At 43.0% G+C, this 21,405-nt stretch carries 17 protein-coding genes and 4 tRNA genes; 13 read left to right on the top strand and 8 right to left on the bottom strand.

What is annotated here, in order from left to right; all coding sequences use genetic code 11:
* The first annotated feature begins 151 nt into the window (after positions 1-151).
* Positions 152-1,378: a phosphoglycerate dehydrogenase gene (serA, locus tag ABFV72_RS03165; protein WP_057758460.1), complete on the top strand. Its 1,227-nt coding sequence runs from the start codon at positions 152-154 to the stop codon at positions 1,376-1,378.
* Between the two features lie 149 nt (positions 1,379-1,527).
* Here the strand turns inward: serA and ABFV72_RS03160 are convergent, their stop codons facing one another.
* From ABFV72_RS03160 to metX, 4 genes are all read right to left on the bottom strand, one after another.
* On the bottom strand, positions 1,528-2,601 hold the full coding sequence (locus ABFV72_RS03160; protein WP_431192069.1) for a rhodanese-related sulfurtransferase: 1,074 nt from the start codon (positions 2,599-2,601) through the stop codon (positions 1,528-1,530).
* A gap of 259 nt (positions 2,602-2,860) precedes the next feature.
* On the bottom strand, positions 2,861-3,442 hold the full coding sequence (locus ABFV72_RS03155; RefSeq protein WP_057758462.1) for a tetratricopeptide repeat protein: 582 nt from the start codon (positions 3,440-3,442) through the stop codon (positions 2,861-2,863).
* A 413-nt stretch (positions 3,443-3,855) separates the two neighbouring features.
* Entirely contained in the window at positions 3,856-4,464 is a 609-nt protein-coding gene (gene metW / locus ABFV72_RS03150) for a methionine biosynthesis protein MetW (protein ID WP_347162412.1), read from the bottom strand.
* The gene (gene metX / locus ABFV72_RS03145) at positions 4,461-5,825 is read right to left on the bottom strand and encodes a homoserine O-acetyltransferase MetX (protein ID WP_347162782.1); all 1,365 of its coding nucleotides are present in this window, start codon (positions 5,823-5,825) and stop codon (positions 4,461-4,463) included. Before metX ends, metW begins: the two co-directional genes overlap by 4 nt.
* Positions 5,826-6,314: 489 nt before the next feature.
* Between metX and hemH the strand changes: the two genes are divergently transcribed.
* A complete protein-coding gene (gene hemH / locus ABFV72_RS03140) occupies positions 6,315-7,334 on the top strand; it encodes a ferrochelatase (protein ID WP_201568529.1) in 1,020 nt (339 codons plus the stop codon).
* Positions 7,335-7,447: 113 nt separating this feature from the next.
* Here hemH and ABFV72_RS03135 read toward each other — a convergent pair whose 3' ends face one another.
* The 4 genes from ABFV72_RS03135 to ABFV72_RS03120 all read right to left on the bottom strand — a co-directional run bounded on the left by ABFV72_RS03135 (position 7,448) and on the right by ABFV72_RS03120 (position 12,601).
* On the bottom strand, positions 7,448-7,831 hold the full coding sequence (locus tag ABFV72_RS03135) for a hypothetical protein (protein WP_347162411.1): 384 nt from the start codon (positions 7,829-7,831) through the stop codon (positions 7,448-7,450).
* 288 nt (positions 7,832-8,119) lie between these two features.
* Positions 8,120-8,578 carry a hypothetical protein gene (locus ABFV72_RS03130; protein WP_347162410.1) on the bottom strand — a complete coding sequence of 153 codons (459 nt, stop codon included), beginning with the start codon at positions 8,576-8,578 and terminating at the stop codon, positions 8,120-8,122.
* A 364-nt stretch (positions 8,579-8,942) separates the two neighbouring features.
* A complete protein-coding gene (gene polA, locus ABFV72_RS03125; RefSeq protein ID WP_347162409.1) occupies positions 8,943-11,921 on the bottom strand; it encodes a DNA polymerase I in 2,979 nt (992 codons plus the stop codon).
* A gap of 266 nt (positions 11,922-12,187) precedes the next feature.
* The gene (locus ABFV72_RS03120; RefSeq protein WP_298808379.1) at positions 12,188-12,601 is read right to left on the bottom strand and encodes an Ohr family peroxiredoxin; all 414 of its coding nucleotides are present in this window, start codon (positions 12,599-12,601) and stop codon (positions 12,188-12,190) included.
* 268 nt (positions 12,602-12,869) lie between these two features.
* On the opposite strand from ABFV72_RS03120, the gene ABFV72_RS03115 reads away from it, so the two are divergent.
* From ABFV72_RS03115 to ABFV72_RS03065, 11 genes are all read left to right on the top strand, one after another.
* Positions 12,870-13,772, top strand: a complete 903-nt coding sequence (locus ABFV72_RS03115; RefSeq protein WP_347162408.1) for a hypothetical protein — start codon at positions 12,870-12,872, stop codon at positions 13,770-13,772.
* A 205-nt stretch (positions 13,773-13,977) separates the two neighbouring features.
* The gene (locus tag ABFV72_RS03110; protein WP_102094627.1) at positions 13,978-15,573 is read left to right on the top strand and encodes a peptide chain release factor 3; all 1,596 of its coding nucleotides are present in this window, start codon (positions 13,978-13,980) and stop codon (positions 15,571-15,573) included.
* 202 nt (positions 15,574-15,775) lie between these two features.
* Positions 15,776-16,627, top strand: coding sequence for an RsiV family protein (locus tag ABFV72_RS03105; protein WP_347162407.1), 852 nt, complete (start codon positions 15,776-15,778; stop codon positions 16,625-16,627).
* Positions 16,628-16,784: 157 nt separating this feature from the next.
* Positions 16,785-18,068: an FHA domain-containing protein gene (locus ABFV72_RS03100; RefSeq protein WP_347162406.1), complete on the top strand. Its 1,284-nt coding sequence runs from the start codon at positions 16,785-16,787 to the stop codon at positions 18,066-18,068.
* Between the two features lie 174 nt (positions 18,069-18,242).
* Positions 18,243-19,739: an anthranilate synthase component I gene (gene trpE / locus ABFV72_RS03095; RefSeq protein WP_347162405.1), complete on the top strand. Its 1,497-nt coding sequence runs from the start codon at positions 18,243-18,245 to the stop codon at positions 19,737-19,739.
* A 192-nt stretch (positions 19,740-19,931) separates the two neighbouring features.
* Positions 19,932-20,007: transfer RNA gene (locus ABFV72_RS03090), tRNA-Thr, on the top strand.
* Between the two features lie 67 nt (positions 20,008-20,074).
* Positions 20,075-20,158, top strand: a tRNA-Tyr gene (locus tag ABFV72_RS03085).
* A gap of 84 nt (positions 20,159-20,242) precedes the next feature.
* Positions 20,243-20,316, top strand: a tRNA-Gly gene (locus ABFV72_RS03080).
* Positions 20,317-20,419: 103 nt separating this feature from the next.
* Positions 20,420-20,494 (top strand) — tRNA-Thr (locus ABFV72_RS03075).
* Positions 20,495-20,703: 209 nt separating this feature from the next.
* The gene (locus ABFV72_RS03070) at positions 20,704-21,021 is read left to right on the top strand and encodes a DUF6122 family protein (RefSeq protein ID WP_347162404.1); all 318 of its coding nucleotides are present in this window, start codon (positions 20,704-20,706) and stop codon (positions 21,019-21,021) included.
* A gap of 278 nt (positions 21,022-21,299) precedes the next feature.
* Positions 21,300-21,405 (top strand): GTP-binding protein (locus ABFV72_RS03065; protein ID WP_087553676.1); only part of this gene is annotated, 106 nt, incomplete at its 3' end.

The following is a 21,405-nucleotide window of genomic DNA, read 5'->3' as shown; positions in this document are numbered from 1 at the left end:
TAAAAATTTTTCAGGCCTGATAACCAATAATTCATCTAATCTGCTAACATCGACTTCAAATTTTGTGTAAGATATCGGGACTGTTTTCGTTTCCTCCATCATAGATTATCCAACAGGTAATCTTATAAAACAATTATAGGACAGTTCTCATATGGCGTTATCACTACAAAAAGACAAAATCCGGTTTTTATTGCTTGAAGGTCTACATGACAATGCCCTAAAAGTATTGGAAGGAGCTGGTTATCACAACATCGAGAATATCAGTCACGCTTTAGATCAAGACGAGCTGATTGAAAAGATCAAAGATGCTCACTTTATCGGTATTCGTTCGCGCACTCAGCTGACGCGTGAAGTACTTGAGCACGCACACAAGCTTATCGGCATTGGTTGCTTTTGTATTGGTACCAACCAAGTAGATCTAGACGCCGCTCGTGATCTTGGTATCCCTGTCTTTAACGCGCCATTCTCGAACACTCGTTCGGTAGCTGAGCTAGTATTGGCAGAAGCCATTATGCTGTACCGTGGTATTCCTGAAAAGAATGCAACCGTACATCGCGGCGGCTGGGGTAAGTCTGCGACCAACTCACACGAAGTACGTGGCAAGACTATCGGTATCGTCGGTTATGGCTCTATCGGCTCGCAGCTGTCTGTCTTGGCAGAAAGCTTTGGTATGAAAGTCATCTATCATGATGCTGTGACCAAATTGCCACTAGGCAACGCGGTACAAGTTGGTAGCCTAGAAGAGCTACTATCAACGGCTGATATCGTGACATTGCATGTACCTGATGTACCAAGTACCCGCTATATGATGAAAGCTGAGCAATTCGCTCAAATGAAAGAAGGCAGCTACTTTATCAATGCGGCTCGCGGTACGTGCGTCGAGATTGATGATCTGGCGGATGCGCTTGAGTCTGGTAAAATTTTGGGCGCGGCCATCGATGTGTTCCCAAAAGAGCCAAAGTCAGCTGACGAAGAGTTTGAGTCACCACTACGTAAGTTTGATAATGTGATTTTGACGCCGCATATTGGTGGTTCAACACAAGAAGCACAGGCCAATATCGGCCTTGAAGTAGCAGATAAATTTGTTAGATACTCTGACCAAGGTGATACGGCGACGGCTGTGAACTTCCCAGAAGTTTCTATTCCGTTCAAAGAAAACTCGCATCGTCTACTACACATTCACAAAAACGTGCCAGGCGTACTGTCTCAGATTAACCGTTTGTTTGCTGAAGCTGGCATTAACATCCTAGCGCAGAGCCTGATGACAGAAGGTGATGTTGGTTATCTAGTGATGGATGTCGATTACAATGATTCGACCGCTGCACTAGACCAGTTAAAAGACGTAGAAGAGACTATCCGCGTACGTATCTTATTCTAATATAGTCAATCCACTTTCAAATTGGATTAACTATATCAGTGCTAATAGTTTTGATAGGCACTGAAGATTTGTCATAAAAAAAGAGAGGTTCTATTGATTAGAGCCTCTCTTTTTTGTTTCACTTCTTTCTTATTGTACTAAGACTAAGTTTAGTTCGCTTTAGTATTGTTTGCAGCTTCCGCTTGTAGACGCGCTTCCGTCTTAGCAGCTTTACGTTTTTCGATTACATCCATCACATCGCTACCGATATGGGCTTCGCCACGCTTTTTCGCTAGCTGCATTTGGTGCTCACGCTCACGGAAACGGGCTTTTTGCTCTTCGGTCGCTTTGTCGATACAGTGTGGGCATGACTCGCCTTTGATATAGGCAGGGCTTTGCATGTCATCGACAGTGATCGGCATACGGCAAGCAAAACACTGCTCGTAGCTGCCTTTTTCTAAGTTATGGTTGACCGAAACTCGATTGTCAAAAACAAAGCAGTCGCCTTGCCACATAGAGTCACTGGCAGGGACTTCTTCAAGGTATTTTAGGATGCCACCTTCTAAATGGTAAACCTCTTCAAATCCTTGTTCGCGTAGATACGCAGTCGACTTCTCGCAGCGGATACCACCCGTACAGAACATGGCGACTTTTTTATGCTTAGTTGGGTCTAGCTCTTTTGAGACGTATTCTGGAAACTCGCGGAAGGTCTCAGTGTTTGGATTGACGGCATTTTGGAAGGTACCGATTTGCACTTCATAGTCGTTACGCGTGTCGATCAAGGTGACTTCAGGATCTGAGATCAATGCGTTCCATTCGCTAGGCTTCACATAGCGACCAACGGATTCCAATGGATCGATATTCTCGACACCCATAGTAACGATTTCTTTTTTTAGCTTCACCTTAGTGCGATAAAAAGGTTGTGCGTCAGTATAGGACTCTTTGAAGGTAAACGTACCAATTGCCTCAATACTACGCAGGTAGTCAAGTACGGTATCGATAGCTTGACGCGTACCAGAAATCGTACCGTTAATGCCTTCGCTTGCAAGTAACAACGTGCCTTTTACATCGTGATCGAGCATAGTGTTTAAGATAGGCTCACGATATTGCTCAAAATCAGCAAAGCGCGTGAACTTATATAGTGCGGCAACAACGATACTGTTAGTCACACTATCGTATACAGGGGCTGAATTGCTTTCAGTTATTACGGTTTCTTTGATATTACTATCTTGAGAGGTGCTCATGTCTTTCTCCTGCTGGCTAGGTCGCAAACCTAGTGCGTTGGGGTTAAAGTAACTTTTCAATTTAAAGCATTAACAAAATTGTGGAATTGATTAATGCGCGCGTAGTGTAGCAAATTTTACGTGGGTTTTGAATAGTTTGTAATGCGTGGCTTGATGTTATGGAAAACGTTCTACCACTGATGAATATGATAAAAAACAAAAAAGCCCAGTAAAATACTGAGCTTTTTTTATATTCAATTCGTAGTACGAAAGTTAGATACTATTTACTCTGGAACCAAGTATCCGCTTTGCTACGAGCACTGGCGATATCATCACTTGATAAGTTTAATGCCAACTGACCAATTTTACCGCGCGCTTTGTTACGGACTTTTTCATCTAGCATGCCATCACGGGCAGCCAAGTCATACCATTTATAGGCATCGACCAGATTTTTTTGCTTTTCATCTAATAGCGCAAGCGTGTAGCTGGCACGGTTATCGCCACGCATTGCAGCTTTTTCTAACCACAGACGAGCTTGTTGTAAGTTAGGCTGAACACCTTCACCGCGCAAATACATGATGGCAAGATTCAACTGAGCAGGGGCAACGCCTTGCTGAGCCGCTTTGGTATACCACTGGATTGCTTGTTGGGTATTTTGCGCAATGCCTTCACCTTTTTGCAGACGCTTGGCCAGATAGAACTGAGCGTGATCGTTACCTTGGGCGGCACGACTAGACAACTCACTCACAGGCATAAGCTCAAAACGTGAGGTATCAAGCGGTACGTTTGATATTAACTCAGCATTGGCTAAACCAGCACAAGAAAATAATGCGGTAAACAACGCAGCTTTTAATAATTTCATAGCAGCTCCAAAATTAGGCAGTTAATAAGCAAAAAAAATTGTACCGCTAAACATTGTCTCGCTAAAGACAGTCAGACGGCGATAACAATTAGGTGGAATCTTGCGATATGAACTTACCTAATCATTAGCAAAAGGGGGTTGTCATCTCTAAATCAGAAATTTCACCCTAACTGATTAGACAAACGGTCGTAATAGTGGGGTGGCTGACAATATTTTGCTAGCTTAACACCCAAACTTACGAAACTCAAATACTAATTACAAGGTCTCATAGACGTTTGTACCTGATTGTCCTTAACAAAATCAGACAGTTACTAAAAAATTATATTAAGTTAACAATCTATTAAGGTTAATACTAGCTCGTAGAGCATTGTTTAGCAGTCTATAAAACATAAAGACAGCCGATAATTTAACGGCTATTTCTTGGTCACTCGGTAGATAGCGACGTCTGCTAACAAGTTAGGCGCTTGCCTAATTAACGCCTTAATCAAAGGTGTATGACCTTTTTCAGAATCACTAACGGCAAAACGATTAATAATATGAATATCATGCTGCGCACATAACAGTTCAAAATCTTTGAAAGTACATAGATGAATGTTTGGCGTGTTGTACCATTCGTAAGGCAGCGCTTCAGAGACAGGCATCATACCTTTAAGCCCTAAATGAATGCGGTTTTGCCAATGCGCAAAGTTAGGGAAGGTGATGACTGCTTCACGGGCAACTCTCAGCATATCAAGCAACAACTCATCAGGTGCTTTTACTGCTTGTAGGGCACGTGCCATGACGACCGTGTCAAAGCTGTTATCAGCAAAGCGCGCTAGACCATCGTTGAGATCCTGTTCGACAATTGATAAGCCATTGCCAATTGCTTCATTAATTTTGTCTTCATCAATCTCTAGTCCGTAACCTGTCACGCCTAGTTTTTGCTGTAAGTGGGCAAGCAGCTCGCCATTACCACAACCTAAGTCCAGTACATGTGCTTGCGGCGCAATCCAGCGCTCTGCCAGTTGGTGATCCATTCTCATGAGCGTTCTCCTGTGGCTGGGCGGCTAGGGGTAATAAATGGTGCAGTCAAAAATCCTTTAATCGCACCCATGTAGCGAGGAATATCAAACAAGAAAGAATCATGTCCGTGCGGCGCGTCAATATTGATATAGCTGACTGGTTTGCCAGTGGCCATCAGCGCATCGACAATCTCTTGCGAGCGCTCAGGTGCAAAACGCCAGTCAGTAGTAAATGACACGACCAGATACTGGCATTGTGTATGGGCAAAGGCTGCTTTGAGCGCAGAAAGCTCTTGCTGACGATCAGACTCAATATCTTCAATCGTCGTTACTGCATCTTCTAACTCACTCTGTGCATTCGCCTTGCTAGATTCGACTGACGCCGCGATTGATTCTTCTATTTGTACTGCTGACTCTGTAGTATCTTTTGCTACGGTTGATGGGTAGTCGCGTATTGGATAGTCGCGCGTCGGATCAAAGTAATCTAAGGCTTTGGTCATGAGCAGATAAGTATTGGCATCGAAGTTTTCACTAAAGCGCTCGCCTTGATATCGTAGGTAGCTTTCGACCTGAAACTCGACATCGTAGCCATACATGAATTTACCTGATTTTAAATCACGGCCAAATTTTGCTTTCATCGCGTCATCAGTTAAATAGGTAATATGGCCAACCATACGCGCCAATATCAGTCCGCGGCGAGGGTAAGTGCCTTCTTGGATATAGCGTCCGTCTTTAAAGTCAGGATCGGATAATATAGATTGGCGCGCCACTTCGTTGAAGGCGATATTTTGAGCAGATAGCTTTGGCGTACTGGCGATGACCACACAGCGCTTTAACCGCTCTGGATAATCAACAGACCATTGTAGCGCTTGCATACCACCCATCGAGCCGCCGACAATAGCGTGCCAAACGTCAATGCCTAAACGATCTGAGAGCATTGCTTGGGTTTTTACCCAGTCTTTGATGGTGATCAGCGGGAAATCAGGGCCATACACTTGCGGCTCATCGCTACTATTTGAATCAAGGCTGTCCGAACTAACATTATCCGAATCAACACTATCAGGGTTAATAGTGGTAGGCCCTGTTGAACCAAAACAGCTACCGATATTATTGACACATACTACATAGAACTGATTGGTATCAATCGCTTTATTAGGGCCAATCATATTGTCCCACCAGCCTGCTTTTTTGTCATCAGTACTATGGAAGCCAGCTGCATGATGATTGCCCGATAACGCGTGGCAAATTAGAATCGCATTTGATTTGTCGCTATTGAGCGTACCGTAAGTCTCTACCATCAAGTCAAAAGAGGGCAGGGTACGGTTGCATTCTAACGTTAAGGGCTCAGCGAAATGAAAATTCTGAGGCGTAACGACACCCACAGACCCTGCAGCACTATCGGTATTGGCTGAGCCATTAGGGTGAGGTTGTGAATTAGGATGCTGGTCACTGGTATTATTAGAGCGTGCGTTCAAAGCTACCTCGCAAGACTACAATCATCAATAAAATAAAAGCAAAATAGCACATTGCTAACTGGCTATTTTAGCTACACGGTTTTTATAAACTGGGCTTGCCTATTGTATGGTGATGCGCGTTGGAGTACAACCGTCGAGCGCGCCTTTCGAGCGTATCGTTCGTAGTTTTTATGGAACATACTTTATAAATGAATAACGAGTAAGCCGCCAGCATCAAGTAATCAAGAGTTAATAAATAGCAACTGCGTATCAAATTGTATAGGTGCGCTTTTAGCCCGCGTCATTAATGGATAAAATGCTACACTAATGAGGTGTCTATTCAACTGTGTCTTAACAGTAACGTCTCTTATTATTTTGACCTCACCCTTAATAACTTACTGCTAATAAAGTGCTGCTATGAAACCTAAATTGCCCCCACGTATTGCCGTTTTGTTAGTGAATCTTGGTACACCAGATGAGCCAACGGCCCCTGCCGTACGTCGCTACCTCAAACAGTTTTTGTCAGACCCACGAGTGATTGAGATTCCCAAATTTCTATGGGCTATTATTCTGAATCTATTTGTCTTGCCCAGTCGTCCTAAACGCGTAGCAAAGGCTTACGCCAGTATCTGGGAAGGTGACTCACCGATTCGTAAAATACTAAAAAGCCAAGTTGAGCTATTGGAACCACGTTTGGCTGATAGTGTGGCGCCATTTCGTGTCTCTGTGCATCCTGCGATGAGCTATGGTAATCCTGGTTTGCCTGATGTGATGGACGCGTTACGTGGTGAAGGGGTTGATCACTTTGTCATTCTACCGTTGTTTCCGCAGTACTCTGCCTCTTCAGGTGGTGCTGTATATGATGCGCTGACGAAGTGGACGCTGAAACAACGCAACTTGCCAAATTATACGATTGTAAAAGACTACTTCGCCCATCCACTATATATTCAAGCATTAGCCAACTCTATTCGCCGTTTTCAAGAGAAGCATGGCAAGCCTGAAAAGTTAATGTTTAGTTTTCATGGTATTCCGCAGCCTTATGCCGATAAAGGCGATCCGTACCCTAAACGTTGTAAATGTACGGCTGCGCAAGTGGCGCATGAACTTGGCCTGAACGATGACGAATGGATTATTAGTTTCCAGTCACGCTTTGGTAAGCAAGAGTGGGTTAAGCCGTATACCGATGTGGTGTTGGAAGATTGGGGTCAGTCAGGTGTGCGCTCGGTACAAGTCATTAGCCCTGCATTTTCAGCGGATTGTCTTGAAACGTTAGAGGAGCTAGCCATTGAAAACCGTGACAACTTCCTTAATGCTGGCGGGCAAGAGTATCATTATATTCCTGCATTAAACCTTGATGAGACACATATTGAATTGCTTGAAGCGTTGAGCTTGCCTCTAGTAAAAGGTTGGGCTGGCACGCTAGATGGCTGGGTTTAGTTAGTCGAGAGTAGTTGTATTGGTGCGTTAAATAGTAGAATAAAAAAGCACGCTTAATATAGTTAAGCGTGCTTTTTTGGTTTAGAGGGGTAAATCAACAATCGTATTAAGTGCTAAAAATCATCATCGTTGCTACGTTCGGCCGCTTCTCTATCAACAATATCCATCGCATCTGGATAATCACTGTCATCAAGATTGTCTTGAACCAAAATCTCATCAACACGTGACTCATCGATATTTTGACGATGCGCAGGTGTGAGTCCTTGGGTCGCATCACTACCGACTTCTGAATTGTTGAATCCCGCACTATTATCAATTACATCATCGTTATCGATGGTATGCAGCATAGGATTGTCCAAATCGACCAATTGGTTGTCTTGTTCATCCTGATTATTGTTATCTAAATTATCTGAGTTATCGACGCTGTCATTGGTATCACGACGATTACCGTCAATATGATCCATCTCTTCTGGTAGTGGATTTTTTGAGTTTTCCATGAATAATTCCTTATTGTAGTTATTAGATGTCGCCATCATTAAAAGTAAAAATATCGCGCTGGCTTGTTAAAGCATCGCTCATTGCAATGTAGATAATATGCTTCTCAGTTTGTACGCTTAATCAACTTTTCACTAGTAGTAAGGTGTGACAGGATGTTCAAAAAATGTAAGGCAATGACTAGAAAGCAAAACGACTACTCAAAATGAGCAGCCGTAATTGTTTATGAAGTTTATGCTAAGTCTTTGTACGATAGCAAAGTCGCTAAATAAGAAATCAAACTTATAGTTTTAATTATTGGCGTGGTCGAACTTATAATTTAACTTCTGTACCAGACATGAGTGATAGTCAGCCAGTTTGAATCGCCATAAATAGGTCAAGGCAATACCGTAGATTGCAGTCTCAGCCAGCTCTTCGATAATCTCACCAAATGTATGCGGGAACACAATAGCGTTCTCACCCATGTACTGAATGATAGCCAGTACAGTAACGCTAAGATAGAGCGAAACTGGCACGTTTTTTAGCACTGCCCATAGGTAATGCCTTGAGTAGACCAGCAAACCAAGCGCGACGAGATAGATAACGGTAAGGACGCTGTCCTCCCACCAGTCATAAGACTGACCAAGCATTGAAAAATCGCTTGGAACCAGTAAGTCTGGTAGATAGTTCAACTCTCGACGAATGACAGAGACAAATATAAGTACGGCTGCTAGCCAAAAAGCCTTAATTTGTTTGACATGACTTTTCATAACATATTGTGAACTGCGCAATAGGCATATTATCAAAAGGATAATGCCAGGGACTTCAATGATGCCATCTGAACTCAAAATAACTGGCTCCTGCGTATCAAAAAGAATGTGTTAAAAACAAAAAAGTGAGCCCATAGGCTCACTTTAAAGCAAAGATATCGAATAATTAGGGTTTAATAGGTGTCCTATTATAAACCCCGTACCTAGACATTACTGTTATTAAATATAACTAACTGGTCATAAGTGATTGTTAATATAAACAATATATAATGACTTATTGTAGTATCAGTTATCAAAAACTGTCATATTTGCAAGGTACATCGATAATCATACCTTACATGCTTGATTAAATGGCAGTTAATGATTAATGCGCCTCATCCCAGTTTTGACCACTATCAGTTTCGACCAATAAAGGCACTGCAAAGTCGACATTCCAGCCTTTTTCTACTGCTGTAGTCGTCAATACATCTTGCATAGCATCAGTAATCAGCTGGCTAACTTCGTCTACTTTATCGGCATCCACTTCGAACACCAGTTCATCGTGAACCTGTAGCAGCATTTTAGCCTGCTCTTTTGGCAGCACTTTATCAACGGCAATCATAGCAAGTTTGATTAAATCAGCAGCAGAGCCTTGTAATGGCGCGTTAATCGCCGCGCGCTCAGCACCTTGCTTGACCATACGATTGCTGTGATTGATATCAGGCGTATAGAGCTTACGGCCCAGTATCGTCTCGACATAACCTTGCTCATAAGCGCTAGCACGAGTATTGATCATATAGTTTTTGACGCCTGGATAACGCTCAAAGTACATATCGATATAGTCTTGTGCTTCGCCGCGGCTCATCTGTAGCTGCTTGGCAAGTCCAAAGGCACTCATCCCGTATAGCAGACCAAAGTTAATGGCTTTAGCGTTACGGCGCTCGGTTGAAGTGACGTCTGCGACATCCTTACCAAGTACTTCGGCAGCGGTGGCCGCGTGAATATCTAACCCTTCATTGAAGGCATGAGTTAGGTTCTTATCACCTGAGAAGTGCGCCATTAGACGCAACTCAATTTGTGAATAATCGGCGGCCAAAATAACGCGACCTTCTGGTGCGATAAAAGCTTGACGAATGAGGCGACCAGTCGCAGTACGAATTGGGATATTCTGTAAGTTAGGATCTGTCGATGACAAACGCCCAGTGCTCGTTAATGCCTGATGGTAGCTAGTATGTACACGATCGGTTTCGCTATCTGCGACATTATCGAGTGCGTCGGTATAAGTGCTCTTAAGCTTGGACAGTCCGCGATACTCTAGTGTAATATCGACCAATGGATGATCGATTTTTGAGAGTACCGCCTCACCAGTCGAGTATTGACCAGACTTGGTTTTTTTGCCACCAGCAACGCCTAGCTTTTCAAACAGCATCTCACCAAGCTGCTTAGGAGAGCCTAAGTTAAACTCTTCACCTGCTACTTCATAGGCGCGCTTCTCTAGGGCGATAATTTCTTCATCAAAGCGTTTTGACAGCTCGTTTAAGAAGGAGCGTTTAATCAAAATACCATGCGCTTCCATTTGGCAAAGTATCTCTGCCGTTGGAATTTCTAGCTCGTGTAGTAATTTGGCATTATTGGCATCGTTAGCTAGCTCAACGCTGAACACGTCAAATAATTGATAGGTGATATCGGCATCTTCACAAGCATAATCGCTCGCGATATCGATAGCCACTTGGTCAAAGGTAACTTGCTTAGCGCCTTTACCTGCTACGTCTTCAAAGCTGATGGTTTGCGTTTGTAGATAATGACGTGCCAAATCGTCCATACCGTGGCGAGTAGCTGCCGCATTGATGACATAGCTGGCAAGCATGGTGTCCATTGCCCAGTTGTTTGGCTGCTCATGTATAGCACCAACTAGGTCGATATCGTAGTGAGCGAGGATATGTGCATCATACTTTAGATGCTGACCGATTTTACCGATATTAGGATTCTCTAGTACAGGTTTTAAGCGAGCTAATACTGTATCGCGATCAAGTTGCTTGGCAATTAGCTCATCACCTTCTAGGCTATGCGTAAGCGGAATGTAATAGGCTTCGTGTGCTTGCAACGCAAAGGATAAACCGACAATTTGTGCATCGCGCCAATGAACGCTAGTGGTTTCGGTATCAATGACAAAATGCGGAGCAGCTTCTAACAATTCGACCAAGCTATCAAACGCTGGCTCATCGAGTACAGTGTGCCACGCTTTATCATGGTTAGTGCTGTCTTTGATGTTGTCGCTCTTGGTTGATTGGAGCGATTTTGCCACCTGTGCCTGTGACTCCGTATCGGCTTGGCTATCAGCAACACTTTTAGAGCCATTGGCAGGATGATTTGGATGGTCAAGCGATGCCAGCTCATTTCTAAACTCAAGCTCATTATATAAGTCGCGTAATTCATCTATATGAGCACAAGGGTCAGTATTGATTTTTAGGTCATTCCAATCTTGACCGATGGCTAAGTTAGTGACGATGGTAGCAAGCTTTCTGTTAAAAGGAATATCGTCAGCGTGTTCAATCAGACCTTTCGCCCCACGACCTTTGATAAAGCCAATATGTTTGAGCATATTTTCGATATCACCATACTCAACGAGTAGGTCTTTAGCGGTCTTTTTACCGATACCCGGTACGCCTTTGATACCGTCAGAGGCATCACCCATTAGCGTTAAGAAATCGATCATCTGATTTGGATTGATGCCAAACTTATCGATTACCGCTGGTGTATCCGTGACTTTACCTGTAAAGCTGTCTTCCAGTATCACGCAGTCGTTGACCAGCTGCATCATGTCTTTATCACCCGTCGAGATGACCACATGATGGCCTTGCTCGACAGCACGATGGGCAAGTGTACCGATGATATCATCGGCTTCTGCACCTTCGATACGCAACAGCGGAATACCTAATGCAGTGACCAAACGATGAATATAAGGAATTTGCTCTACTAACTCGACATCGATGGGTGGACGAGCGGCCTTGTAATCAGCAGACATATGATGGCGAAAAGTCGGTGATTTGGTATCGAAGCAAACAGCCATATGGGTAGGGTGATAGCGACGCATCAGCTTGAGTAATGCGTTGAGTGTGCCGCGTATCGCATTGGTGATTAGGCCCTGCGAGTTTTGCATGGTTTTTGGTAGGGCGTGATAAGTGCGGAACAGATAATAAGAGCCATCAACCAAAATAAAAGGCGGCTGCTCTTTGTCTACATGACTGGTATCCATCAGCGCCACGTTAGGCATGGTATCGAAGTTCGGTAGTGCTTTGGGGTCAAGCGCTTGGTGAGAGTTGTGGTCGTTATCGGTGGTATTGTCAGCTATGTCATCAGTCATAAAAGTCACTTATCAGCTATTAGATAAAAATATATACGCTTATTATAACGATAAAATTAGCGCGTGCCGAACTGCTTAACCGTTACGAGATGTTCTATCGTGTTCTTTTTTATTGAAATCTATATTGAGTTTTCAAAATTTCATGTCTAGGACAAATAAATTGCTAAAGACAAAAAAAGAACCCAGATAAACTGAGTTCTTTTAGAAGGAAATGACTATCGACTACTTATCATCCAATAGGTATGGATAACGAGTCACTGAATACGTTATTTTACTTCTGAAGAGACTTCGACATCGATGTTACCGCTAGTCGCTTTCGAATACGGGCATACTTCATGCGCTTTTTCGACCAATCTTTGGATCTCGTCAGCAGATAGGTCTGTGTTATCAGCGATGACATGAATTTTTACAGCAAGCTTATATTCATGGTTGTCACCTTGTAATAGGTCTACAGAGGTCTCAACAGTTGAGCCAAATGTTGCGCTTTCCATTTTTTTGACTACGCCTAAGGCGCCATCGAAACAAGCGCCATAACCCATAGCGAGTAATTGCTCAGGGTTATTACCTTTTTCATTACCGCCTGGTGGTACCATATTGATTTCAAGATCGCTATCGCTTAAGGTTGCTGTACCCATGCGACCGCCAGTAACAGTAGATTTGGTAGAATATAGAGATTTCATGACACATCCTTTGTTGTGAGTTTTTATGTTTATAGTTGAGTGGTAAATCTTGATATGAAACCTAGCATAACAAATCGCTCACGCAGCTCAGTGCATAGAGAGTAAATATATACTGCTAGTTTGTAAATGAGATTTTGCGCACAGTTTTATTCGTTTCTAGATTTACAAGCTTATCGTACAGTCGCCAAAGAGGTACAATAGCGGTAATGAGCCATATATACGTTATCAGTACGGATAATAGAAATCTGAATCATAAGGACATTGTTTGATGAATAGATGGATTGCGATACCTAGTGTTTGCTTTTTGACGACGCTTGCTTTGATAGGGTGCGAGGAAGAAGACGGCGCTTATGGGACGGCTAGTAGCGAGATTACTTTGACAAGCTTTGCTAATAGTTATGATAGCAAAGCCAATGCAACGGCAATTGCGCGGATTGATGAAACGTATCGTACTGGTGCGCGCGAGATCAAAACAACCAATCTCATCAACAGTTATAGTAATCAAAGCCTGAATGATTTAGACAGAACCGTGCTAGCAGATGATTTCGAAGGTCGACTTGAAAACAAAGACATCGAGGTTAATAATCGGACGGTTAAACGCCCCATTTATGAAAAAAATACCAACAACCAGCTAGACTACCAAACCACTTATAAGACGCTCAATTTGTCAGGGCTGCGTGCTAACAGCTATGTTGCTAGTACAAACGTGAACAATAGATATGGTATTATTACCGACTTAAATAACTATTCTGAAATTCCGACCAATGTTGCTTTTCCTGAAGGGTCGGTTTGTTATATTCCTGTGGTAACCAGCGAGCGTTCGTTTTTGGCATTTAATGAGAAAAACAAGACTGGTTACGCTTCAATAGAAAGGTGGATTGAAGTGGCCAAAACTCGCTTTAGTGCAGATAGGGATCATAGAACCTCTCAGTTCGGAGTGGGCGTAGGTAATCAGCAACAAGCCGCGCAAGTTATGTTTTTTGAGTATGATGACCAGCCTGCTTATGAATATAGCGGTGTTGAGTACGGAAAAGACGTCTATGAGGCAAACTATGTAGCCAAAGGTAGCACCGACCTGAACACAGACAGTCGTTTTGACGTAGTCGATTGTACAATCGTCAATGAGGTAGCTGGCGACTTCTTAGCTGAGCAAATAGAACGCTACTATTGAGATGAATTGATGGCTATTGGTCATGCTACTCAAGCATGATGATCGCAATTAAAAAGCCCAAAAACACGCTTCGTTGAAATAACGGAGCGTGTTTTTTTATACGCTAATTCTGCACCCTGATGCTAAATCCGCTACAATACGCCCATTATTTATTTTATTTATTTAGAGTCACTTCTAAATCACATAACTGTTGAAGCTGAAAATTATGAGCGTAGATCCAAAGAAATTAAACAAAGAAGTTGCTAAGCGCCGCACCTTTGCCATTATCTCGCATCCCGATGCTGGTAAGACCACCATGACCGAAAAACTCCTGTTGTGGGGTCAAGCGATTCAGGTAGTGGGCGAAGTAAAAGGCCGTAAGACAGATCGTCATGCAACCTCGGATTGGATGAGCATGGAGCAAGAGCGTGGTATCTCGATTACGACGTCTGTCATGCAGTTTCCGTATAAAGACCATATGGTCAACCTACTAGACACCCCAGGTCACGCCGACTTTAGTGAAGATACTTACCGTACTTTGACTGCAGTGGATAGTGCGCTGATGATGGTTGATGGTGCAAAAGGTGTCGAAGAACGAACCATCAAGCTGATGGAAGTGTGTCGTATGCGCGATACGCCTATCATCTCATTCGTCAACAAGCTAGATCGTCAGATTCGTGAGCCGCTTGAGTTGCTTAGCGAAATCGAAGCAGTTCTAAAAATCAAATGTATCCCAGTGACTTGGCCTATCGGTATGGGTCAAGACTTCATTGGCGTCTATCATTTGACTGAAAATAAAACTTACTTTTATGAAAAAGGTAATGGCGGCAAGATGACGGTCTCTGAGACCCGAGAAGGCTACGATTATCCAGATATCCGTGAGCGTCTAGGACAGTTGATGTTTGACGCTTTCGAAGAGTCGCTTGAGCTGGTACAGATGGCACTAGAAGAGTTCAGTGTTGAAGCATTTTTGGCTGGCGAGATGACGCCAGTATTGTTTGGTACAGCATTAGGTAACTTTGGGGTGAACATGGTACTTGATACCTTGGTCAAATATGCACCGCCGCCAAAAGCCCATCCAACGACTGAGCGTGAAGTATCAGCTACTGAGACAGATTTTACAGGCTTCGTCTTTAAGATTCAGGCCAATATGGATCCGCGTCACCGTGACCGCATTGCGTTCTTGCGAGTGTGCTCTGGTAAATATGAGAAGGGCATGAAAATGAAGCACGTGCGTCTGGGGAAAGACGTCCGTATCGCTGATGCTCTAACCTTTTTAGCAGGTGACCGTGAGGCGTTAGAAGAAGCTTATCCAGGTGATATCATTGGTTTGCATAACCATGGCACCATCTCTATCGGTGACAGCTTCACTGAAGGCGAAGAGTTAAGCTTTACGGGTATTCCGCATTTCGCCCCTGAACTGTTCCGCCGTGTGGTACTAAAAGATCCGCTTAAATCAAAAGCCCTGCAAAAAGGTCTACAGCAGTTGAGTGAAGAGGGTGCAACGCAGGTCTTTATGCCGCAGATTAACAATGATTTGGTTTTGGGTGCGGTTGGTGTACTACAGTTTGAAGTAGTCGCACATCGTCTAAAAGAAGAGTACAAAGTTCAGTGTACCTTTGAGCCAGTCTCGATAGCTACGGTACGCTGGATTCATTGCGATGATGAAGTAGCATTGGCGAAATTTAAGAAAAAAGCCCATGACCAGTTGTCGATAGATGGGGGTGGTTATCTGACCTATCTTGCGCCATCACGCGTCAATCTACAGCTGATGCAAGACCGCTATCCAGAAGTGACTTTTAGTAGCACTCGCGAACATTAAATTTATTTATACGCTTATATCTTTTATTGATTAAGACACGCCAGCCGTGTCTTTTTTATTGCCTGTGTTTACGACTCAAATAGTGAGAGTCAGATAACCGTACGCTTACACCACCTCAAAAACGTGAACAGTCTTCCTACAATACATTGCAATTGTTACGGTAGAATATTGAATGGCATTTTATATTTGTAAAAGAGGACATATGCATACTACGACTCAAACTGATGATAAATCTATATCGGCTGATCTATTTTCGATGAAGGTGAGTCAGGGACGTTCAATTGCTATGTTGACTGGCAGCCTACTGTTAAGTGCCGTTAGTATGTCGGTAAATGCAGGAAGTTTTATTAGCAGCACGGAGTATCTACCGTATCAGCTACCCAGTAATATACAAGAGACGTGTGACAAGCGTGATAACTGTCCAGAGATTGAAATTAAATATCTCAAAAGCAGTCAAAACTGGATAGATGAGATTGCCAATGCCCGTATCGATAACTTAGTCGTCAATAGTCAGATGACAGAGTCAGCACCTATTAAGGGTAAAATCAGCGAAAAAGAAGTTAAAGATGCTCTTGATAGCTTTGTGAGTTCGCAATTCCAAGATATGCCTGATGATGTGTCATGGGGTTATAATCTGATGGTAGCGCCCAATTATCTAGGTCATGTTGATGACTTTGAACTGTTTGAGATTAGTTCCTATGTCTATACTGGCGGTGCACACGGCATGCCTTATAGCGAGTACCTAGTATTTGACCCAAGTACCAAAAAGCAAGTCACGCTTGATGATATGCTTATCTCAGATAAAAAACCTCGTTTTGAGGCGCTTGCCTATGATGCTTATAAAACGTGGGTTAAAACGGTTGCCGAAGACGTGAGCAGTTATGAGAAAAACTGGCCATTTACGTTAAGCGATAATGTGACTTTGACAGATGCAGGCGTTAGCATTCGTTATCAGCATTATTCTATCAGTCCATACGCTTACGGTATGCCTGTCCTTAATATCCCCTATAGTAAGCTTGATAAAGTTATAAAACCTCACTTTATACCAAAGTAAATACTGTATGGTGTCTGAGGAAAGTACTTAATAAACCGTGCTAGGCAAATATTATTAAAGAAATAGCGACAATACTTATCATAAATTGGCAGTAATATTTTAGAGTTATTATTTTTAGCATCATTGGATATTCAATAGAAAAATAAGGAGTTATAACATGACAAACGAGACAGATAGTATGAATACAGTAGCAAGTACAACTTGGCAGCTGAATGCATTGACCGAAGCGCTAGGTGACCTGACACTGACAGTTAGTGATAGCTTATCTATAGGTCGTGGTAGTGATAACGACGTAGTGCTAGGTAGCAAGCAGGTTTCTCGCAATCACGCGGTACTCAGTGTGCTAGATGGTCAATTGTACGTAAAAGACCTAGATTCTTCTAATGGTACGTTTATCAATGAGCAACGTATCGAAGGTAATGAATCTAGTCATCTAAAGGCAAACGATACGCTTGGCTTTGCAAGTTTTAGTTTTCAAGTACAGGAATCTACTGCACCTGCGACGACGGAGAGTGAAACGCTAGCGCCAGTAGTCACAGAAGAGCCAGTAGCAGATACACATGAGAATGCTGACACAGCTACTGTGCTAGAAATTCCTGCTAGTGAACCTGTGACCGAAGAGCAAGTAGTTGAGGAAAGCGTTCTTGAAGAAAGTGCGAGCAAAGAAACTCTGATTGAAGAAGAGCCGATCATAGAGCAAACAGGCAACGAGCCAGTGATCAAAGAAACTGGCATCGAAGAAATGTTACCTGCTACAGATGATACTGTACCTGTAGATGCCGGCTCAGATATGACCGAAGAATCAGTAACTCCTACGCACGAAACCGTTGAATCAGTTGTTGAAGAGCCAGCTTTTGAAGAACCAGTTACTGAAAAGGTAGCTACTGAAGAGGCCGTTGCTACAGAGCCAGTTGTCAAAGAAACAGGGATTGATGAAGTACTGTCTGACGCGGATGTAGCATCGCCTACGCCAGTAGAAGAAACGCCAGTTGCTACAGAAGGGGTGGATGACACATCTGTACCAACAGCAACTGAAACAGAAGCTGTGACGTCTACAGAGTCATCACATGCAGCATCTACTGATAGCGCGCCAGTGGTAGAAGAGCAGCCAGCAGTGCATGAAGAGCCAGCAGTGCATGAAGAGCCAGCAGTCCAAGACGAACACGACAAAACGACAAAAACAGAGTTACAAGAAGAAGCTGACCCTGAAGTTTTAAAAGCCAAACAAGCAGCTAGCGCCCAGTTTTCAGGCACAGCTAATTTAGGGCAGCCGCGCGATCTTGGTACCGAAGGCAATAATGCGATGGATCAAGAAATCAGCAACCCTGCTCATGCAGGTCATGTAGAGAAAAAAGCGAGCGGCGGCTGGTTTATATGGGTATTTGTGACCATTCTAATTATCGGTTTGGCCTTATGGTTGTTTAATATGGGCGGTGCATAATTTAATTCTACACTAGGTCTTTGTCGTAATTTTTGACAGAGGCCCTTGTGTGTGTACCGTTTTTTAAACAAATGACTCATTATAGCGTCGATATTTTAGCGAATATTGGCGCTATATTTTATAGAGCAGCTTATAGTTTTATCATTGCCTATAAGGTGCTAAGAGAGCGCTATTATGATGACTTTTGAAGAATACCAAGCTTTTAGAGATAGAGGCTTTAGTCACGCACCGCTAGTAAAAAAACGTCTGATGGATGCGCAGACTCCCGTATCTGTATTCTCCAAAGTACGTGATCTAAATGGCTCTGCCTATTTATTTGAGTCTGTAGTAGGCGGTGAGCGCTGGGCACGATACTCCATGATTGGATTGGGTAGTGATCTGATTTTACAGTACGCTGATGGCAATATGACGACCAAGCGAAACGATCATATTGATACAGAGGCAGTAGAGAATCCCTTTGATTACCTGCGTGAGCTGATGGCGCAGTATCATATGCCAACCGCTGAAGATGTGCCGACGATGCCGAGCTTTAGCGGCGGTCTAGTCGGTTACTTTGGATACGATATGGTACGTGTTATTGAGCCAAGTGTCGGCTTATCTGATGCGCCCAATCCAATGTCGATGCCAGATATGTGGCTGATGCTTTCGATGAGCGTTATTGTATTTGATAATTTAGAGAATACGCTATCAATCATCGTCTATGCTGATTGCCAGTCCGAGGATGGCTACAGTTCAGCTATTCGCGAGTTAGAACAAATCGAAGAAAAGCTAGCAGAGCCATCAAACCTGCGCGCACCTGTAATGCCTACGCCTAAATTTATATCGCAAACAGGTGCCGAAAAATACTGTAGCGATGTCGATAAAATAAAGGATTACATTGCCGCAGGTGACGTCATGCAGGTAGTGCCAGCGCAGCGCTTGACAGCGGACTATACAGGCGACTCTCTAGCCGTCTATCGTGCGCTTCGCTATCTAAACCCATCACCGTATCTGTTTTTGGTGCATGGCTATACACTCGATGATCACAAACGCTTTGATATTATCGGTGCTTCTCCTGAAATCCTATCTCGTATCGAAAATGGCAAGGTGACGGTAAGGCCGCTGGCAGGGACGCGGCAACGTGGCCGAGACGAAGCTGAAGACCTAGCGCTTGAGCAAGAGCTGCTAAATGATGAAAAGGAGACAGCCGAGCATCTGATGCTCATTGATTTAGGTCGCAATGATATTGGCCGCGTTTGCGAGTATGGCAGTGTCAAAGTCACAGAAAAGATGTTTATAGAGCGCTACTCACAAGTAATGCATATCGCATCTAACGTTGAGGGTACGATACGAGCTGACAAGGATGCACTAGATGTGTTTTGTGCCACTTTCCCAGCTGGGACGCTATCGGGTGCACCCAAAATCCGTGCCATGCAAATTATCGATGAGATAGAACCGGTACGCCGAACGGTGTTTGGTGGTTCAGTTGGTTATTTAGGTTGGAATGGTAATATGGACACGGCCATTGCTATCCGTACTGCGGTGATGCGCCGTGGTGAGATACATATTCAAGCCGGAGCAGGGGTTGTTGCTGATTCTGTTCCAGAAAAAGAATGGGATGAAACCAATAAAAAAGCATTGGCCTTAATAAAAGCGGTAGAAATGGCCTGTAATGGCTTGCGCATTCGCTAATTAAATAGCCAGTGATATGGCAAAAACAAAGGCTGCAAGTAAAAAGCCAATTTATTGCCATATTTTTATTTATAAAAAAACCAGCTTAATCAGTGACTTAAATATTTATATCAAATTAATTTAAAAAAAGATGAAAAAGTACTTGCGCATCTCAAAAAATTTGATAGAATAGCCACCACTTTAAGAGAACAAGCCGACTTAGCTCAGTTGGTAGAGCAACTGACTTGTAATCAGTAGGTCGCCAGTTCGATCCCGGCAGTCGGCACCATCTCTCTTAAAGTAGCTTTTTATGAATTTGTCTTAAATGTAAGTCATTTTTGTTCAAAGCAACCTAAGGTGGGGTTGGGGAGCGGTCAAACCCAACAGACTGTAAATCTGTCGCGAAAGCTTCGAAGGTTCGAATCCTTCCCCCACCACCATATTTTCTAAAGTTTGTCATAGCGCCAAGCATACTCTCTATATCTCATAACTCTCGATTAGAGTTATCCTGAATAAGAGTAAATGCGGGTGTGGTATAATGGTAACACCTTAGCCTTCCAAGCTAATGACGCGGGTTCGATTCCCGCCACCCGCTCCATATATACACCATCGCAAAGCATAACAATAAATCATCACGAGAGTCAGTAATTATTGCTGCATCGTGATATTTTTTTTAGTGCAGTTCAAAGGTTTCAATATACGCTCATATAGCTCAGCGGTAGAGCACTCCCTTGGTAAGGGAGAGGTCTCGAGTTCAATTCTCGATATGAGCTCCATTTATTGTTTATACCTTTTATGCTTGTTTTGCTATTTATATAACTTTGCGTCGATATCGAAATTATAGAATATTGAAATATATAACAGTAGTGCGGTAGACAATGATTCAAAGGTGACACTGAGGTGTTGCCTTTTAGTGCTGTCAGTATATTAATAAATGTTGGTTTTGATGATCTTATATAGAGAAGACTAAAACTAATAGGTCAGTATGCAGACATTAATACATTATTTTTTGCATTTTGGTTTTCCTCTTTTTATCGCGATTGCGTTTTTTAGAAAAGAGTGGAAAAAAGCATATCTGATTTTGCTTGCGACCATGCTGGTTGATATAGATCATCTGGTAGCAAACCCAGTATTTCAGGCAAATAGATGTAGTATTAATTTTCATCCGTTACATACTTATTATGCGATGCTAGTGTATTTTGCTTTACTCTTTCTTCGTAAGCCTCTTAATATCATTGGAATTGGATTGCTGTTCCATATGTTAACGGATTTTACGGATTGTTTGATGATGTCGGTCAGCTAATATCGCGACCTTGCATATCAAGATAATTATACGGTTATAAGAAAGGTTATAATCAATCGAGCTTTATATCTACTCGTTAGAGAGAAGTTGATTTCGATTGAGAGATGTATGACTATTTAAGACAAGTCAGCGTATAATAACGGATACAAGAATTAGTTCGGAGCATTGTTTAAGCAGTGGTTCGTGCGGTTGATAGCTAGGTTTATGATGATTTAATTCTATTATGAGCCATTAAACAGCTTTTTATTGATCATTCACCAAAAAAAGAGGAAATACCCATGGCAAAGGCCAAGTTTGAACGTAACAAGCCACACGTCAACGTCGGTACAATCGGACACGTTGACCATGGTAAAACAACCCTTACCGCTGCAATCGCAACCGTAG

This window comes from Psychrobacter proteolyticus (assembly GCF_039762275.1).
Lineage (GTDB): Bacteria > Pseudomonadota > Gammaproteobacteria > Pseudomonadales > Moraxellaceae > Psychrobacter > Psychrobacter proteolyticus_C.
The sequence above is the reverse complement of the archived record's forward strand: the minus strand, read 5'-3'. Positions and strand labels throughout refer to the sequence as shown.

Coding starts and splice junctions, on each gene's coding strand:
- hemH (WP_201568529.1), top strand. CDS start 6,315: ATGAAACCTAAATTGCCCCCACGTATTGCCGTTTTGTTAGTGAATCTT.
- trpE (WP_347162405.1), top strand. CDS start 18,243: ATGATGACTTTTGAAGAATACCAAGCTTTTAGAGATAGAGGCTTTAGT.
- serA (WP_057758460.1), top strand. CDS start 152: ATGGCGTTATCACTACAAAAAGACAAAATCCGGTTTTTATTGCTTGAA.
- ABFV72_RS03070 (WP_347162404.1), top strand. CDS start 20,704: ATGCAGACATTAATACATTATTTTTTGCATTTTGGTTTTCCTCTTTTT.
- ABFV72_RS03135 (WP_347162411.1), bottom strand. CDS start 7,831: ATGGAAAACTCAAAAAATCCACTACCAGAAGAGATGGATCATATTGAC.
- ABFV72_RS03110 (WP_102094627.1), top strand. CDS start 13,978: ATGAGCGTAGATCCAAAGAAATTAAACAAAGAAGTTGCTAAGCGCCGC.
- ABFV72_RS03160 (WP_431192069.1), bottom strand. CDS start 2,601: ATGAGCACCTCTCAAGATAGTAATATCAAAGAAACCGTAATAACTGAA.
- ABFV72_RS03115 (WP_347162408.1), top strand. CDS start 12,870: ATGAATAGATGGATTGCGATACCTAGTGTTTGCTTTTTGACGACGCTT.
- polA (WP_347162409.1), bottom strand. CDS start 11,921: ATGACTGATGACATAGCTGACAATACCACCGATAACGACCACAACTCT.
- ABFV72_RS03155 (WP_057758462.1), bottom strand. CDS start 3,442: ATGAAATTATTAAAAGCTGCGTTGTTTACCGCATTATTTTCTTGTGCT.
- ABFV72_RS03120 (WP_298808379.1), bottom strand. CDS start 12,601: ATGAAATCTCTATATTCTACCAAATCTACTGTTACTGGCGGTCGCATG.
- ABFV72_RS03105 (WP_347162407.1), top strand. CDS start 15,776: ATGCATACTACGACTCAAACTGATGATAAATCTATATCGGCTGATCTA.
- ABFV72_RS03130 (WP_347162410.1), bottom strand. CDS start 8,578: ATGAAAAGTCATGTCAAACAAATTAAGGCTTTTTGGCTAGCAGCCGTA.
- metW (WP_347162412.1), bottom strand. CDS start 4,464: ATGAGAATGGATCACCAACTGGCAGAGCGCTGGATTGCGCCGCAAGCA.
- ABFV72_RS03100 (WP_347162406.1), top strand. CDS start 16,785: ATGACAAACGAGACAGATAGTATGAATACAGTAGCAAGTACAACTTGG.